Below are 12252 nucleotides of genomic sequence, written 5' to 3'. Positions count from 1 at the left end.
GGGTATATGAATAATATTACAAAGGAAGTCATCAATTTCGTTAAAGAAAATGACATTAAATTTATAAGACTTGCATTTTGTGATGTATTCGGCATTCAAAAAAATATAGCTATAATGTCAGATGAACTACAAAATGCTTTTGAAAACGGAATAGCCTTTGACGGATTTGCCATAGACGGATTTTCAAACGAAAAAAATAATACTTTACTTTTATTTCCGGATCCAACAACTTTATCAATTCTTCCTTGGAGGCCATCGGAAGGAAGAGTCGCAAGATTTTTCTGCGATGTCAAATATCCAAATGGAGAAAATTTTGAAAGCGACTCTAGAATGATTCTCACAAAAGCAGTTAATAAAGCGAAGGAAATGGGATATACAATTAAAGTAGGAACAGAATGTGAATTTTATATTTTTAAAACAGACGACGAGGGGCAACCAACTTTAATGCCTTACGATGAAGCGGGATATTTTGATGTCTCTCCTGTTGATAAAGGAGAAAATATAAGAAGAGAAATATGCCTTACCCTTGAAGAAATGGGAATAACGCCTATAAGTTCTCATCATGAAAGAGGCCCCGGACAAAACAGAATAATATTTAGAAACTCCGAAGCCTTGCTTGCTGCAGATGATTTTGTCACATTCAAATGGATTGTAAAAGCAATTGCAAATAAAAACGGCGGATATGCTACTTTCATGCCAAAACCTCTAAAAGAATTATCCGGCAGCGGGCTTCATCTTAATCTTCTTGTATTTAAAGATAACGAAAATATTTTATCCAAAGGGCTTGAAGATTCTAAAGAAGCAAAATATTTTATAGCGGGAATAATGAATAGGATAAAAGAAATAACCGCTATTTTAAATCCGACAAGAAATTCATATAAAAGATTTGGAGAATTCTATGCACCAAAATCAATTACTTGGTCAAAAAAGAACCCAAATACTCTTATAAAAATAACAGACTATATTGAAAACAGAAGCAAGGTTACATTAAGAAGTCTTGACCCTACGGCAAATCCTTACTTAGCTTTTGCTCTTGTAATTAATGCAGGATTAGAAGGAATTAAAAGAAAAGAAGAATTAAACGAAAATGCCAATTTAAAATATTTTACACAAGATGCAAAAATAGAAGATATCGATACTCTTGCAGATAATTTTAGCTTAGCACTTGGCGTTTTTGAAAACAGTACATTCGTAAAAAAATGTCTTGGAGAAAATCTTGTATATAACTTTGTCAATAAAAGAAAAAAAGATTTACAAATAGACGAAGACATTCAGGAACTTAAATATTTTTTAACGGAATAAAAAAGTATATATCATATGGGAGGTGATTATTTGGATAAAGTATTGATAGTTTCATATAGCGAAAAAGCAAAAGATACTTTATGTCAATTATTAAAAGAATATCATAATGTTCAAATAATCACGACATCCTCTGCTTCAAAAGCAAGAAGATATGTAACAAACAACGAAGTAGCTATTGCAATTATAAATACTCCTTTAAAAGAGGAAACAGGAACGCAGCTTAGTCTTGATTTTGCAAGGCTCAATATAGGAACAATTTTAATGGTAAAAAGCGAAATTGTTGAACAAATAAGTGCAGATGTTGAATTTGCAGGAGTTTTTGTACTTCAAAAACCAATTATTAAACCTATGTTTTATCAAGCTTTTAAAATGCAGATGGCACTTAAGAACAGACTCTTAAATCTAAAAAAAGAGAATGAAAAGCTAAGGAATAAAATAGAAGAAATTAAAATTGTAGACAGAGCAAAACTTATTTTAATGGAAAATGAAAAGCTTAATGAAGAACAGGCACATAAATATATAGAAAAACAGGCAATGAATGAAAGAGTAAGCAGATACTTGGTAGCTAAAGATATTTTAATAAAATATAACATAATGTAGTTATCTATCATTTTTACTTTAATATATAATTTTACCAAAAAGAAGAGTCATATATATGACTCTTCTTTAATGTTTATATTATTACCCAGGAAATAATGCTCTTTCTATACCCCTTGAAGTTTTATTACTACTGTTCTATACTATTAAACATAACATTATTTGAGGTAAAAATATGAATATAGAAAAAAATAATTCAAAATATCTTTTTTGCGAATCAAAACTGGTATATTTACTGTTGATGTGCAGTGCAGGAATGATGGGAGCATATACTTTTAATCTAAGAGGCGGTGTGTTTTGTAATGCACAAACAGCAAACTTTGTAATGATGGCAATCGCATTTGGAAAAGGAAACATATCACACGGTTTTTATTTTTTAATTCCAATAACTGCTTACTTTCTCGGAGCTTTCATATCAGAATCTCTCCCCTCTCCAATAAAAAAACTGGGATTTTTATGATGGGATACGTATCTTATCGCTTTTGAAATAATTGTTCTTTTTATCATGGGACTAATTCCTCTTACACTTCCAAATCAAATAGTACAGGTATCCATTAATTTTATTGCTTCAATGCAGTATAATACATTCAGACAAGCTGAAGGCATTCCAATGTCCACAACTTTTTGCACTAACCATTTAAGACAAATAGGAATAGCGATGTCAAGAATCATAAGGAAAAAAGACTATACATTGTTAAATAAATGCTTAACTCATTTATGCATGTTATTCTTCTTTGTAATAGGTGGATTTATATTAACATTTGCTTGTAGTTTTCTTGTTGAAAAATCAATATGGCTTGCTATTATTCCTATTTTAATAACTTTAGCTATATTTATATACGGGGATACATATAAAGAACATGATCTACTTTATAGAAAACCTGCGGGACATTAAAAAAGAACGGTAGTACCGTTCTTTTTATGCTTTTGCTATTTGTTCAAGGGTTATATTTACTGCTTTTTCCAAATCATCATCAAGAGAAAATAATCCTCTGTTTCCTACTATATAAATATCAACTCCCGCATCTTTATATTCTCTAAAATGATCTTTATTTACTACTCCATCAACTTCAATCAAAAAGTTTAATTTCTTTTCTTCTCTAATTTTAACAAGTTCTTTTATTGTATCAAGACTTCCAGAAATAAACTCTCCTCCGGCAAACCCAGGTTCTTCGCTCATTACAGTAACTTTATCTACCTTTTCAATATATTTTTCCAAATCACTTGCTTTTGCTTTGGGGCTTAACACTACCCCAAAATCTTTATTTCTATCATGAAGAAATTTTGCTGTTCTAAATGCTTCGTTTATAAGTTTCTCGCTGTGAATACTTACACAGTCTGCCCCGCTTTCAACCATTTCTTCTAAATAATAAAATGGATCTATTAACATTACATGTGCATCTAACTTTTTATCTGTAATAGTTCGTATAGCCTTCATAAAAGGGGGTGTAAAAGAAAAATTCTTGAAGTATACTCCGTCTATTATGTCAACATGATATGAATATACATATTTATTTAGTATTTTTATTTGCTTTTCGATATTAAGTAAATCCATACACATAAGAGATGGGCTGATTTTATATTCCATTTGCTTTCTTCCTTTTTTTATTTTATTATACAAAAAAACCGACTATTTTGTCGATTTTATTTTAAAATTATTTCTTTTATTTCTTCTACGGCTTTTTCAAGATTATCATTTACTACAACATAATCGTATTTATCTTTATATGATATCTCTTTTTTTGCCGTGCCTATTCTAAGTTTAAGCTGTTCTTCACTTTCAGTGTTTCTTCCTGTAAGTCTGTTTATAAGCTCTTCTTCGCTTGGAGGCATTATAAAGATTAACTTTGCTTCACTATTTTGTTCTTTTATCTGCATTGCTCCTTGAACATCAATTTCAAGTATTACATGATATCCTTCATCGAGCATTTCATCAACTTTTGCTTTTAAAGTACCGTAGTAATTATTAAATACATTGGCATATTCGTAAAAAGCATTTTCCTTTATCTTTTTTTCAAATTCTTCTTTTGTAAGAAAGAAATAATTTACTCCGTCAACTTCACCTGTTCTTTTATCTCTTGTTGTTGCTGAAATTGATATCTTTATTTTATCTTCTTTTTCAAGAAGTGAACATATAGTGCTTTTCCCACTTCCTGAAGGACCTGATATTACAAATAAGTTTCCTCTCATTTTCTTCTCCTACTATTCTATATTTTGAACTTGTTCTCTTATTTTTTCTAACTCGCTTTTTATTTCAACAACTGCAGTACTTATTTCAAAGCTGTTTGATTTTGATGCAATTGTGTTTGCTTCTCTGTTAATTTCCTGTAAAAGAAAATCAAGCTTTCTTCCAATAGGTTCTTTTTTTTCTATTATTGAAAGGAAAGATTTTAAATGATTTGAAAGTCTTACAAGTTCTTCTGTTATGTTTACTCTTTCTGCATAAAGTGCAATTTCAGTTGCTATTCTGTCAGAATCAATAACGCCTATTTTATATTTTTCTATATGGTCATTTAATTCTTTTGCATAATTTTCTGGGATTTCGTGAGCAAGTTTTGATATTGTTTCTTTTTGTTCATCGATAATATTAATTCTTTTTACGAAATCTTTCTTTAATGCTTCACCTTCTGCACTTCTGCTTTCAACAAGTGTATCTACTGCTTCTTTTATGGCACTTTCAAAGTATTTCCATTGTTCCTCAAGGTCAATTTCTGCTTCTTCTGCTTTTATTACATCAGGATATCTTGCAATGTTTATGATTGATATATCATCATTTACCCCAGGGAAATCATTTTTTATTTGATTTAATATTTGATAATATTCCCCTGCAAGCTCTTTATCATAATGAAGAGATACATCTTCGCTTCCAAATTTTTCAGTCTTTATAAATACATCTATTCTTCCTCTGTTTACTTTTTCACTTATAAGGTTTCTTATTTTTTCTTCAAAGGCTGAATATCTTCTTGGAAGTCTTATATTAAAATCTCTGTAACGATGATTGATTGTTTTTATTTCAACATCAATTACAAGGTTTTCGCTTCTATATTCACCTCTTCCAAAGCCCGTCATGCTTTTCATGTTTTTATTCTCCTTCTTTTAATATATCGTCTATTCTGTCAAATACTTCATATACTTGTTCTTGTTCAAAAATGTTATTTATGCTGTTTCGTATTTTGGCACTGTTTTTTATTCCTTTTATATACCAATATAAATATTTTCTAAATTCCACAACGCTTTTCTTTGCAGTTGAATATTTCATGTGAATTTCAAAATGTTTTCTTGCAGCATTTATTTTATCTTGATTATTATACACGCTAACTTCCTTACCTTCAATAAGTTCGTTAAACTGAGAGAAAATAAACGGATCATAATTTGCCCCTCTTCCTATCATTACGGCATCTGTTTTTGTATAATCCATTTTTTCCTTTGCTTTAAGATAGTTATCCAAATCACCGTTTACTACTATAGGAACATCTGCATTCTCTTTTGCTTTTTTGATTTCGTCATAATCAACTTCACCGGTAAATACCTGTTCCCTTGTTCTTCCGTGTACGGTAATCATATCTGCTCCGCCGTCTTCTACAGCTTTTATAATATCGAGTATATATTTTTCATTAAAGCCAAGTCTTACTTTTACGCTTAAGGGTTTAGTTGAGTTTTTCTTAACAGCCTCAGTAACCTCTCTTGCTTTTACAAGATCTTTTAAAAGCGCAGAACCGTCCCCATTATTTACGATTTTCTTCATAGGACAGCCCATATTTATATCTATAAAGTCAAACTCTGTATCATTCAAATGTTCATTTGTTATCTTACCCATAATTTCAGGGTCACTTCCGAATATTTGAATTCCACAGGCACAATCCCTATGCTCAATTTCATTTGTTTCCATTAAAGGAAATGTGTTTTTACTTCCATAAAATATTCCTTTTGCGCTTACCATTTCGCTTACAAATATTCTACAGCCCATTTCCTTCATAAAAATACGATAAGGCAGGTTTGTTACACCTGCCATTGGAGCTAATATTCCTTTGTTTTGTTTAAAAAGTTCGCTAAAATAATTATTTTTTGTTTTTGTCATATATAATCTTTAATCCTTTTAATGTAAGTAATGGGTCAAAATCGTCTATAACATTTGTTTCAGGATAAATTATTTTTCCATATCCTCCACATGCTACAACTTTTATTCCCTCTTCGTTTAATTCTTCTTTCATTTTTCTTATAACATATTCAACTTGTCCGATATATCCGTATACAAGACCTGCCTGCATACTTGTTATAGTATTACTTGCAAGTATACTATCTGGTTTTTTTATTTCTATCTTAGGAAGTTTTGCAGCTTGTTTCCAAAGTGCATCGGCTGATATTTGAATACCGGGAGATGTTACCGCATAAGAAAATACTCCATCTTTATTTACATAATCATATCTTGTTGCAGTTCCAAAGTTTACCACTATAACAGGACATTTATATATATTATAAGCTGCCGCTGCATCTACGATTCTATCTGCACCTACTTCTTTTGGGTTATCTGTTCTTACGTTAATACCTGTTTTAATACCGCTGCCTACAATCATAGGAGTAACACATAGATATTTTTTTACCGCATTTATCAAGTGATAATTTACATCAGGAACAACACTTGAAATTATCGCTCCTTGGAAATCTTTTATATTAATCCCAAAATGAGAAAAGAATGTTATTATAAGAGTTCCTATTTCATCACTTGTTCTGTCTTGTTTTGTAATATATCTAAACTCATGTATTAATTTATCATTTTTAAAAATACCAAGTTGTGTAGTGGTATTGCCTACATCAATAACTAAAATCATTTTTCTCTCCTATTTTTCTACTTTTATATTTGGATTTTTCTTTATATATACCATCATTATTGCAACAGTAAATATTCCCATTACAAATGCTTCCAACAACATGGAAGATGTAATAATACCAATCAAAAGAACTTTGAAACTAGTTCCTACTGCTTTGGCAATTTCTGTACCATAAATTAAATATAACATTGGCATAACAAGTGCTGTATTTATTATTGCCCCAAAGGCACCAGAAAAGAAAAAGCTTAAAGCTTTTGACTTTGTTAACATTTTTACAATCTTATATATAAAATACGGAACAATACCTATAAAAATTCTAGGAAGAACTGATACAAGAGGATTTATAAAATATGGGTCAAGTATTCCTGCAGGAGCGATAATTGCTCTTGAAAGAGTAACAAGACCAGCAAGAGCCCCCATAAATGCACCAGCTTTTATTCCATAAATAAGAGATGTAAGAACAGTAGGAATAAAACAAAGTATTGCAACAGATGCCATACCTGCAGGAATCATTCCTGCAGTATAAGTAAAAAATATTGTTATTCCAAACATTATGCTCATAAATGTAAACTGCTTCGTATCTTTAAATAAGTTACCCATTATATTACCCTTCTTCCTTTTTATAATTACATATAAATGTTATATATTCTTTTTTATATTTGCCGCAATAGTATTTTTCTTCATAAGATAAATTTTTAAAACAGCAAAAGTTGCAATACCCATTATAATGGCTTCTATTACAGAAGAAGAAGTAATAATGCCAAGTAAAACAGCTTTAAAAGCTTTTCCCGTAACCGCTATTATATCTTTTGCATAAACAAGATAAAGCATAGTCATTGCAAAAGCTGTATTTGTAACAGCACCCATCATTCCTGATATAAAGGCTACTATATCTTTTTGTTTTATTATTTTATCCAAAAGTCTGTATACATAATAAGGTATAATTCCTATAAACATTCTTGGGAAAACTGATACAAGAGGATTAATAAAATAAGGAGAAAGTAATCCTGATGGCATTATGATATTTTTTGACATAGCAACAATTCCCGCTAAAATACCCATAAACGCACCTGTCTTAGGACCATATATAAGTGAAGTTAAAACTGTTGGGAAAAATGCAAGAACTGCCATCGAAGCCATCCCCGTAGGAATCATTCCGACCGTATAAGTGAAAAAAATAGTTAAAGCAAGCATTATGCTTAAAAATGTAAAAGATTTTGTGTCTTTAAATAATTTATTATTCATATTTACCTCCGTTCTCACTCCTTCTTTTAGGTTATTACCAAGGATGCAAGACGTTTTAACAAAATCATTATATCACCGCATATACCTTTGTCAAGAAAAAAAAATATATATGATACATTTGAAGGATTATTTGAAAATTATATTTTTGGTAGTATAATATAAAAAAATATTATAAGCAGGTGATAAAGTGCAGAATTTAAAATCATATATAACGGAAAAGCATAGAATAAAGTTTTCAAACGTTGATAATTTTAACAGACTAAAACCTATGGAAGCTGCAAGGTGGTTTCAAGATATATTTTTAAAACAAGATGAAACACTTGGCATAGACAGAACAAGTGACCTTACTTGGATACTTTTAAATTATGATATGAACATATACCACTTTGGTAAAATAGGCGATAATATAACAGTTGAAACATATCCTTATTCATTTAATAAATTCTATGGTAACAGAATATTTTTATTAAAAGATGAAAATGGAAAAATTCTAATAGAAGCTAAAACAAGATGGTTATTTGTCGAAAAAGATACTTTTAAAATAAGAAAAGTAACAAAAGAAATAGCAAATGTTTATGACATTGAAGATATAGAAAAAGGAAGAGGCTTTGATGTTGATAAAATTGATGATGAACTATTTAATAATGTAGAATATAAACCTCTTCAAATAAGACACTGCGATTTAGATACTAACAATCACGTAAACAATGCTTTATATTTTTCATATTTCTTAGACTATGTAGATGAAGATGTTTTAAGTAATTATCTACCTTATAAAATCCAAGTTACATATAAAAAACAAATTACTATAAATGATAAACCTATTGTATATTCAAAAGATACGATAGAAGACGGGCAAAAATATACAAACATTAAAATATGCAGTAAAGAAAATGAAATTTATACATTAATAAAAATACTTTGGAAGAAAAAAGATGAATATTAATATAATATGTGTAGGTAAATTAAAAGAAAAATATTGGGTTATGGCTGAGAATGAATATTCAAAAAGACTTTCAAGATTTGTAAAGTTAAATTTAATTCAACTTCCGGATGAGAAGCTAACCGGTAATGACTCTCTCGATAATATTGCAAAAGAAAAAGAAGGCGAAAAAATTATTTCCAAAATACCCAAAAATTCATTTGTAATTGCAATGGATATTAAAGGAAAACAATTATCATCAGAAGAATTTTCAAAGCAAATAGAAAATTTATCAATAACAGGTAAAAGCAACATAACCTTTATTATCGGCGGTAGCCTTGGAATAAGCGACAGCGTACTTAAAAAGGCAGATAAAAAAATCTCCTTTTCCAAAATGACTTTCCCCCACCAGCTATTTAGAATAATGTTACTTGAACAAATATATAGAAGTTTTAAAATAATAAACAATGAAACCTATCACAAATAAACTAAGGAAGACAATAAAATGACAGAAAAGAAACAAATGTCCGAAACCTATAGGCTGGGAATGATTTTGGCAATTGTTGGAGGTTTCCTAGATGCATATACTTATATTTCAAGAGGAGGTGTTTTTGCAAACGCCCAAACAGGAAATATAGTTTTGCTTGGAATAAATGTATCAAAAGGAAATCTTCAAATGGTTGGATTCTATTTCCTTCCTATATTCGCGTTTTTTATCGGAATACTTGCAGCAGAAATGATAAAGAAAAGACATAAATACAATGACAACATACATTGGAGACAAATAATTATTTTAATTGAAATTATAACTCTTTTAATTGTAGGATTTATTCCTTCCGGTAATTTAGATACATTATGTAATATATTAATATCCTTTGTATGCTCTTTGCAGGTAGAGGGCTTTAGAAAAGTAAACGGCAATGCATATGCGACAACAATGTGCACAGGAAATTTAAGAAGTGCAACAGAAAATTTATACAAATACAAACAAACCAAAAACAAACAGTTATTAAGAAATAGCATTCAATATTATGGAATAATATGTTTCTTTATTTTAGGTGCTATTATTGGAAGTCTTTTAACAAAGATATTTTTCACAAAAGCCGTATTATTTTCAGTAATAGGACTTATTATAGTATTTACTCTAATGTTTATTGAAGAAGTTGAAAAACGTTACTAATACAAATTACATATATCCTTATTTATTCTTAAATATTGTATATATTAATTATTTGTATTAAAATATATATATAATAGACGTTTAGGAGGGATTTATATGTCAAACCAGGTTATTGAAAATATTCTTTCAAGAAGAAGCGTAAGAAGTTATAAGGATACACAAATAAGTGACAAAGCACTTGAGCTTATTTTAAAATCAGGTGAATATGCACCTTCTGGAATGGGCAAACAATCTCCCGTTATCGTGGCCGTACAAAACAAAGATACTTTAACAAAACTTGCAAAAATGAATGCAGAGATTATGGGAAGTGATTCAAATCCTTATTATGATGCTCCAACAGTAATAATAGTTTTAGCTGACAAAAATGCAAGAACGCATGTTCAAGACGGTACTTGTGCACTTGAAAATATGATGCTTGCTGCTCATTCTTTGGGACTTTCAACTTGCTGGATAAACAGAGAATACGAAATGTTTAATACAGATGAAGGAAAAGCTCTTTTAAAAGAATGGAATTTAAGTGATGATTTAGTTGGGATAGGAGCTTTATCTCTTGGTTATTCAAAGGGCGAAATAAAAGAAGCAAAACCAAGAAAAGAAAATTACAGTATAATAATCAAATAAAAAAGAGATACAATATTGTATCTCTTTTTTTTATTATACCTTAATATATTTTGTAATATTACATAACAGTACTTTATTACTATTTCAAAATACTTATAACATTTAAAGTAATAATTTTATTATAAAAATCTTATCATAAATTCCTATTATCTTTTTAAATCTTCTTAAATGCCATTGAAGCCTTATTTTACAGGCTTCTAAGGCATTTTTCATAGGGTCAAGCACTTCACATAGATTTTTATATCTCTATGTATTTTACCGTTCGGAAGTAGTAAATTCTGTGGTAAATACTCTTTTTACCACTATGCACAAAGCCTGTCCATTTCAGACCTTGCAGAAGCATAAGAACCGTGTGCGTAGTAATTCAGCGTCATGGTGATATTGGCGTGTCCCATGATATACTGTAATGTATTTGGGTTCATTCCTTTATTCGCCATATTCGTACAGAACGTATGACGGAATGTATGCGGTGTGATGTGCGGTAAAGGTTCATCATGTGTCTTGTTATACTTCTTTACCAGACCTCTTAACATACCGTCATAATTCGTGGCTACTCTAGGCAATCCTTTTTGATTAAGGAACAGGAAACGGCTGTAACCATCTACTGTAAACGATATACCTTTCTCACGGTTCTTGATAACTCGCTTAAATGCTTCATAAGCCTTTTTGCTCATTGGCACTTGTCGGCTACCATTCTTTGTTTTAGGTGTGGAAATGTAATAACCGATTTCCTTATCCTTTAGCAACTGGTGTTCTACAAGGATTGACCTGTTACGCATGTCAACAGCTACATTTAAGTCCAATCCACAAAATTCAGAAATACGCAAGCCTGTTTCCAGCAGTATGACGACCTCATCATAATACTTGCGGTACGTCTTATCTGACTGCATAAAGGACAATAGGCTGGCTTCCTGCTCTGGTGTCAAAACTACCTTTTCCTCGGTGTCGTCGTCCAGAACGTCGCTCAACTTAAAATCAAACGGGTTCTTTCTGATGTAGTCGTCCTGTATTGCAAGATAGAACGACGCTTTCAAGGAACGCTTGTAATTGCGGATAGAACTGTACGCCACACCATTTTCACTCATACGGATTGCCCACTCTTTAGCGTCGGACAGCTTTACAGTATCAATCGTCATGCTTCCTAAAGGGTCTTTTTTCAGCAGGTTCATAAACTGCTTACGTCCCTTTACCGTATTGCGTTTGACATTCTTTCTAAGGCTGTTCTTTTTGTCATAGAGCTGGCATACCGTGATTTTCTTTCCCGTAGGGTCGATACCGTCATTAAGGTCTTTCTGCAACTGTTCAATCTTTTCTCGCAGGGAAATATCCTTACGTTTTCCTTTTGGTATCTTGTCTGTGGGAACGAGTTTCCATGAATAAAGCGAAACAGGTTCTCCTAATGCGTTGGTACACTTATATAAATATCTTCCGTCGGCTCTCTGGCTTTCTCCTGTGCGTAAAATACGTCCTTTGTTATCTCGTCTGACTTCTTTTGCCATTACAGGAAGCTCCTTTCGTAAAAGGAGCAAGCCTTAAACTCGATAGTATAATTATAC

General features: G+C 30.8%; 14 protein-coding genes and 1 pseudogene. 7 read left to right on the top strand and 8 right to left on the bottom strand.

The genetic code is table 11. The features are described from left to right. Nucleotides 1–6: 6 nt before the first annotated feature. The 3 genes and pseudogenes from V2W16_RS04835 (at nucleotide 7) to V2W16_RS04825 (ending at nucleotide 2794) form a co-directional block, all read left to right on the top strand. The gene (locus V2W16_RS04835) at nucleotides 7–1302 is read left to right on the top strand and encodes a glutamine synthetase family protein (RefSeq protein ID WP_329382410.1); all 1296 of its coding nucleotides are present in this window, start codon (nucleotides 7–9) and stop codon (nucleotides 1300–1302) included. A gap of 30 nt (nucleotides 1303–1332) precedes the next feature. Next, the gene (locus V2W16_RS04830; protein WP_329382407.1) at nucleotides 1333–1902 is read left to right on the top strand and encodes an ANTAR domain-containing response regulator; all 570 of its coding nucleotides are present in this window, start codon (nucleotides 1333–1335) and stop codon (nucleotides 1900–1902) included. A 172-nt stretch (nucleotides 1903–2074) separates the two neighbouring features. Continuing rightward, nucleotides 2075–2794, top strand: a pseudogene (locus tag V2W16_RS04825) (YoaK family protein). Nucleotides 2795–2818: 24 nt separating this feature from the next. On the opposite strand, the gene V2W16_RS04820 reads toward V2W16_RS04825, so the two are convergent. The 7 genes from V2W16_RS04820 to V2W16_RS04790 are packed head-to-tail and all read right to left on the bottom strand — an operon-like array spanning nucleotide 2819 to nucleotide 7973. Further along, nucleotides 2819–3487 (bottom strand): beta/alpha barrel domain-containing protein, encoded by a 669-nt coding sequence (locus V2W16_RS04820; protein WP_329382404.1) that lies wholly within the window; start codon nucleotides 3485–3487, stop codon nucleotides 2819–2821. Between the two features lie 56 nt (nucleotides 3488–3543). Then, on the bottom strand, nucleotides 3544–4089 hold the full coding sequence (gmk, locus tag V2W16_RS04815) for a guanylate kinase (protein ID WP_138267903.1): 546 nt from the start codon (nucleotides 4087–4089) through the stop codon (nucleotides 3544–3546). 12 nt (nucleotides 4090–4101) lie between these two features. Then, complete coding sequence (locus tag V2W16_RS04810; RefSeq protein WP_329382399.1) at nucleotides 4102–4977, bottom strand: YicC/YloC family endoribonuclease; 876 nt, start codon at nucleotides 4975–4977, stop codon at nucleotides 4102–4104. A 4-nt stretch (nucleotides 4978–4981) separates the two neighbouring features. After that, entirely contained in the window at nucleotides 4982–5977 is a 996-nt protein-coding gene (locus V2W16_RS04805; protein WP_329382396.1) for a tRNA dihydrouridine synthase, read from the bottom strand. Then, on the bottom strand, nucleotides 5958–6728 hold the full coding sequence (locus V2W16_RS04800) for a type III pantothenate kinase (RefSeq protein WP_329382393.1): 771 nt from the start codon (nucleotides 6726–6728) through the stop codon (nucleotides 5958–5960). The genes V2W16_RS04805 and V2W16_RS04800 overlap by 20 nt, the downstream gene beginning before the upstream one ends. A gap of 9 nt (nucleotides 6729–6737) precedes the next feature. Then, nucleotides 6738–7328, bottom strand: coding sequence for an ECF transporter S component (locus tag V2W16_RS04795; protein ID WP_329382390.1), 591 nt, complete (start codon nucleotides 7326–7328; stop codon nucleotides 6738–6740). Nucleotides 7329–7367: 39 nt separating this feature from the next. Next, nucleotides 7368–7973 (bottom strand): ECF transporter S component, encoded by a 606-nt coding sequence (locus V2W16_RS04790; protein WP_253229633.1) that lies wholly within the window; start codon nucleotides 7971–7973, stop codon nucleotides 7368–7370. A 187-nt stretch (nucleotides 7974–8160) separates the two neighbouring features. On the opposite strand from V2W16_RS04790, the gene V2W16_RS04785 reads away from it, so the two are divergent. The 4 genes from V2W16_RS04785 (at nucleotide 8161) to V2W16_RS04770 (ending at nucleotide 10696) form a co-directional block, all read left to right on the top strand. After that, a complete protein-coding gene (locus tag V2W16_RS04785) occupies nucleotides 8161–8919 on the top strand; it encodes an acyl-[acyl-carrier-protein] thioesterase (protein WP_138267897.1) in 759 nt (252 codons plus the stop codon). Further along, complete coding sequence (gene rlmH, locus V2W16_RS04780; RefSeq protein WP_138267896.1) at nucleotides 8909–9382, top strand: 23S rRNA (pseudouridine(1915)-N(3))-methyltransferase RlmH; 474 nt, start codon at nucleotides 8909–8911, stop codon at nucleotides 9380–9382. Before V2W16_RS04785 ends, rlmH begins: the two co-directional genes overlap by 11 nt. Before the next feature lie 18 nt (nucleotides 9383–9400). Then, entirely contained in the window at nucleotides 9401–10075 is a 675-nt protein-coding gene (locus V2W16_RS04775) for a YoaK family protein (protein WP_138267895.1), read from the top strand. Between the two features lie 96 nt (nucleotides 10076–10171). Further along, nucleotides 10172–10696 (top strand): nitroreductase family protein, encoded by a 525-nt coding sequence (locus V2W16_RS04770; RefSeq protein WP_138267894.1) that lies wholly within the window; start codon nucleotides 10172–10174, stop codon nucleotides 10694–10696. A 302-nt stretch (nucleotides 10697–10998) separates the two neighbouring features. Here V2W16_RS04770 and V2W16_RS04765 read toward each other — a convergent pair whose 3' ends face one another. Beyond that, nucleotides 10999–12195: a tyrosine-type recombinase/integrase gene (locus V2W16_RS04765; RefSeq protein ID WP_074141138.1), complete on the bottom strand. Its 1197-nt coding sequence runs from the start codon at nucleotides 12193–12195 to the stop codon at nucleotides 10999–11001. Nucleotides 12196–12252 lie beyond the last annotated feature (57 nt).

The organism is Anaerofustis butyriciformans, from assembly GCF_036289385.1.
GTDB classification, from domain to species: domain Bacteria; phylum Bacillota; class Clostridia; order Eubacteriales; family Anaerofustaceae; genus Anaerofustis; species Anaerofustis butyriciformans.
This window is presented reverse-complemented; position numbering and strand designations above follow the sequence as displayed.

Bases quoted from the DNA above. Each gene is read 5' to 3' on its own strand.
- V2W16_RS04835 (WP_329382410.1), top strand. From the start codon at position 7: ATGAATAATATTACAAAGGAAGTCATCAATTTCGTTAAAGAAAATGAC.
- V2W16_RS04820 (WP_329382404.1), bottom strand. From the start codon at position 3,487: ATGGAATATAAAATCAGCCCATCTCTTATGTGTATGGATTTACTTAAT.
- gmk (WP_138267903.1), bottom strand. From the start codon at position 4,089: ATGAGAGGAAACTTATTTGTAATATCAGGTCCTTCAGGAAGTGGGAAA.
- V2W16_RS04810 (WP_329382399.1), bottom strand. From the start codon at position 4,977: ATGAAAAGCATGACGGGCTTTGGAAGAGGTGAATATAGAAGCGAAAAC.
- V2W16_RS04805 (WP_329382396.1), bottom strand. From the start codon at position 5,977: ATGACAAAAACAAAAAATAATTATTTTAGCGAACTTTTTAAACAAAAC.
- V2W16_RS04800 (WP_329382393.1), bottom strand. From the start codon at position 6,728: ATGATTTTAGTTATTGATGTAGGCAATACCACTACACAACTTGGTATT.
- V2W16_RS04795 (WP_329382390.1), bottom strand. From the start codon at position 7,328: ATGGGTAACTTATTTAAAGATACGAAGCAGTTTACATTTATGAGCATA.
- V2W16_RS04790 (WP_253229633.1), bottom strand. From the start codon at position 7,973: ATGAATAATAAATTATTTAAAGACACAAAATCTTTTACATTTTTAAGC.
- rlmH (WP_138267896.1), top strand. From the start codon at position 8,909: ATGAATATTAATATAATATGTGTAGGTAAATTAAAAGAAAAATATTGG.
- V2W16_RS04775 (WP_138267895.1), top strand. From the start codon at position 9,401: ATGACAGAAAAGAAACAAATGTCCGAAACCTATAGGCTGGGAATGATT.
- V2W16_RS04770 (WP_138267894.1), top strand. From the start codon at position 10,172: ATGTCAAACCAGGTTATTGAAAATATTCTTTCAAGAAGAAGCGTAAGA.
- V2W16_RS04765 (WP_074141138.1), bottom strand. From the start codon at position 12,195: ATGGCAAAAGAAGTCAGACGAGATAACAAAGGACGTATTTTACGCACA.